Source organism: Dietzia aerolata (assembly GCF_014144865.1).
Classification (GTDB): Bacteria; Actinomycetota; Actinomycetes; order Mycobacteriales; family Mycobacteriaceae; genus Dietzia; species Dietzia aerolata.
Map to the genome: position 1 here is coordinate 1 of NZ_JAALDM010000155.1, position 3,796 is coordinate 3,796.

3 protein-coding genes are annotated in these 3,796 nt (G+C 71.3%); 1 reads left to right on the forward strand and 2 read right to left on the reverse strand.

Annotation, left to right across the window (positions count from 1 at the left end; genetic code table 11):
* Positions 1–1,070: AAA family ATPase (locus G6016_RS10140; RefSeq protein ID WP_182632545.1), on the forward strand; the 1,070-nt coding region annotated here is incomplete at its 5' end.
* A 6-nt stretch (positions 1,071–1,076) separates the two neighbouring features.
* Here G6016_RS10140 and G6016_RS10145 read toward each other — a convergent pair.
* Together G6016_RS10145 and G6016_RS10150 are read right to left on the reverse strand one after the other, a co-directional pair.
* Positions 1,077–1,817, reverse strand: a complete 741-nt coding sequence (locus G6016_RS10145; RefSeq protein ID WP_182632546.1) for a succinate dehydrogenase/fumarate reductase iron-sulfur subunit — start codon at positions 1,815–1,817, stop codon at positions 1,077–1,079.
* Positions 1,818–1,843: 26 nt separating this feature from the next.
* On the reverse strand, positions 1,844–3,796 hold a 1,953-nt coding region (locus G6016_RS10150), incomplete at its 5' end, for a fumarate reductase/succinate dehydrogenase flavoprotein subunit (RefSeq protein WP_187354487.1).

A 3,796-nucleotide genomic window follows, 5' to 3' on the forward strand; every position in this document is an offset into this window, starting at 1 on the left:
CGGCGGCCCGGCGCCGGGGAGCGGAGGTCGCCGGCGTCGTCGATGAGCTCAGCGTGCGACTGCTCGCCCGGCTCGACGAGGTGATCGCCACGGCCGGTGCGGAGCGCGATCGCCTGGCTACCGGCCGCACGGAGGCGACCACCGCACTCGCAGCGCTGCGCACCGAACTGGCTGCGGCGGAATCCGACGTCAACCGACTCGGGGACGCCGCGCACCGTGACGAGGTGGTCCGCGCTCAGCTCGAGGTCAAGGTGTCCGAACTGGAGGCGTCGGTGCTGGAGCGTCACGGCATCGAACCCGAGGCCCTCGTGACCGAGTACGGACCCGAGAACGACCTGCCCCCGTCCGCGTTGGAGTTGGAGGAGTACGAGGCCGCCCGTGAGCGTGGCGAGGAGGTGACCCCGCCGCCGCCCATGCCGTTCGTGCGCGCCGAGCAGGAGCGCCGACTCAAGCGGGCGGAGAAGGACCTGGCCACCCTCGGCAAGGTCAACCCGTTGGCACTGGAGGAGTTCGCAGCCCTGGAGGAGCGCTACGCGTTCCTGTCCACGCAGCTCGACGACGTCAAGAAGGCACGGTCCGATCTGGAGGGCGTGATCGACGACGTCGACCAGCGGATCGAGCAGATCTTCACCGAGGCGTGGATCGACGTGGAGCGCGAGTTCCGTGGCGTCTTCGCGACGCTCTTCCCCGGGGGCGAGGGACGGCTCGTGCTCACCGAGCCCGAGGACATGCTCGCGACCGGGATCGAGGTCGAAGCCCGGCCGCCGGGGAAGAAGGTCAAGCGGCTCTCGCTGCTGTCCGGCGGCGAGAAGTCCCTTACGGCGGTGGCGATGCTCGTGGCGATCTTCAAGGCCAGGCCCAGCCCGTTCTACGTCATGGACGAGGTCGAGGCCGCGCTCGACGACACCAACCTGCGCCGCCTCATCGGGCTGTTCGAGCAGCTGCGCGAGACCAGCCAGCTGATCGTGATCACCCACCAGAAGCCGACGATGGATGTCGCCGACGTCCTCTACGGCGTGTCCATGCAGGGCGACGGCATCTCGAAGGTCATCTCGCAGCGGATGCGGTGAGGTCCGTCAGCGGCGGAACACCGCGCGCAGCCGCTCCCTGTTGACCACGCCCGTGGCGCGCAGCGGGATCCCCGCCGGGCAGACGCGCGAGCACTCCCCGTAGAGCGAACAGGGGCCGAACTCGGCGTCGGCCTCCCGCACCATGTCCCGGGCCCGGGACGATCGTTCGCCGCGTGACACGGGCATGAGCGCCAGGTGCCCGAGCTTGGCGCCGACGAACAGGTTCGCCGACCCGTTGGGGCACGCCGCGACGCACGCGCCGCAGCCGATGCACGCCGCCAGATCGAGGGCGGACTCGGCCTCGTCGTGGCCCTGGAGAATCACGTCCGCATCCGGTGCGCTCCCCGCGGGCACCTGGACGAAGGCCCCGGCCTCGATCACCCCGTCGAGCGCGGACCGGTCCACGACCAGATCGCGGATCACCGGGAAGGCCTCCGCACGCAGCGGCTCGATCCGCAGCGTGTCGCCGTCGGAGTACGGGTTCAGCCGCTGATGGCAGGACGGGGTGTTCTCGGCGGGCCCGTGCGGACGACCGTCGACCGTCACCCCGCACGCCCCGCAGATGCCCTCGCGGCAGTCGGAGTCGAACGCCACCGGCTCCTCGCCGCCGTCGACCAGACGGCTGTTGAGCGCGTCCAGCAGCTCGAGCACGCTCATCTCCGGACGGGCGTCGGGGACCTCGTACGACTCGTACCGGCCGGCATCGCCCGGGCCGGCCTGGCGCCAGATGCGCAATGTCAGCTTCATGGAATCCGCCCTTCTGGTCTCCGGCCTCATCGGTAATCCCTACTCGTCAGCGTGACCGCCTCGAACTCGAGCGGCTCGGCGTGCCTGGTGAACGAGCGGGGACCGCCCCGGTCGTCACCGTCGGACGCCCACGCGGAGACGAACGCCCACAGGTCGTCGCGGCGCAGCGCCTCGCCGTCGGGCGTCTGGTGCTCGTCGCGGAAATGGGCACCGCAGGACTCATCGCGATCGAGCGCATCCACGCACATGAGCTCGGCGAGCTCGAGGAAATCGGCCACGCGTCCGGCGAGTTCGAGCACCGGATTGAGGTGCCCGTCGCCGCCGGTGACCCGGAGGTCGGACCAGAAGCGAGCGCGGAGGTCGCGTATCTTCTCGATCGCCTCCGTCAGCCCCTCGGCCGTGCGGGTGACGCCACAACCGTTGTATAGGATCTCCCCGAGTTCGCGATGGAAGTGCTCGGGCCCGGTTGCCCCACCGACCGCGAGGAGGGCCGAAACGCGGTCCCTGGCACGCTCCACTGCTGCGGTGACGACCTCGTCGTCGTCGTCCGGTAGTTCTTCCCCGAGGCGCCCGGCGAGGAAGCCCGGAACCGAGTACGGCAGCGTGAACCACCCGTCGACGCTGGCGCTGAGCAGGGAGTTGGCGCCCAGGCGGTTGGCGCCGTGGTAGTTCCAGCCGCACTCGCCGCCCACGAACAGGCCGGGGAGGGAGGTCTGCAGGTCGTAGTCGCTCCACAGGCCGCCCATCGTGAAGTGGCACGTGGGCGCGATCCGCATCGGCACCGCGTACGGGTCCTCGCCGGTGGCGTGGCGGTACATCTCGAAGAGGTTGCCGTAGCGCTCGGCGATCGTCTCGCGACCCACACGATCCAGGGCGTCGCGGAAGTCGAGGTACACCGAGTTGCGGCGCGGCCCCACCCCGCGGCCGGCGCGGATCTCAGCGGTGATCGCACGCGAGGCCACATCGCGGGGGACGAGGTTGCCGAACGCCGGGTAGCGCCGCTCGAGGAAGAAGTCGCGCTCTGAGTCGGGGATGTCGCCGGGGGCGCGCTCGTCGCCGTCGCGCAGCGGCACCCAGATGCGGCCGTCGTTGCGCAGCGACTCGCTCATGAGGATCGTCTTGGCCTGCCAGTCGGCGTCCTTGGGCAGCGCGGTGGGGTGGAACTGGACGAACGACGGCGACGCGAACAGGGCCCCGCGCTGGTGCGCGCGCCACACGGCCGAGGCGTTGGAGTGCACCGCGAGGGTCGAGTCGCGGAAGACCGTCCCGTACCCGCCGGTGGCGAGGACCACCGCGTGCGCGGTCTGCGCCCAGATCTCGCCGGTGACCAGGTCCCGCACCACCACGCCGCGGCACCCGGAATCGTCGACGACGAGGTCGAGCATCTCGTGGCGCGTGTGCAGCCGCACCCCGCCCGACCTGACCTGACCCAGGAGAGCCTGCGATCCGGCGAGCTGGAGCTGCTGTCCGGTCTGACCGCGCGAATAGTAGGTGCGCGAGACTTGCACCCCGCCGAAGGACCGGGTGGACAGCACCCCGCCATACTCGCGGGCGAACGGCGTGGCGATGGCCGCGAAGTGGTCGATCACCCGCACCGACTCCTCGCCGAGACGGAACGCCTCCGCCTCGCGCCCGCGGAAGTCGCCGCCCTTGACGGTGTCCTGGACGAAGCGGGCCACCGAGTCGCCGTCTACCCGGCGGGCGCGGGCCGCGTTGATGCCGCCCTGCGCGGCCACGGAATGTGCTCGCCGGGGTGCGTCGTGATAGGTGAACGCGGTGACCTGGTAGCCCAGCTCCGCCAGTGCGGCCGCAGCGCCCGCGCCGGCCAGCCCGGTTCCCACCACCACGACGTGGAACGTGCGGCGGTTTCCCGGCGACACGAGGGGATAGGCGTCCCGTCGGCGGGCCCAGGCGGTGGCCGGGTCGCCGCCGGGGATACCGCCGTCAAGGGTGTGCCCGGCCGTCGCGCCGGGGACGGT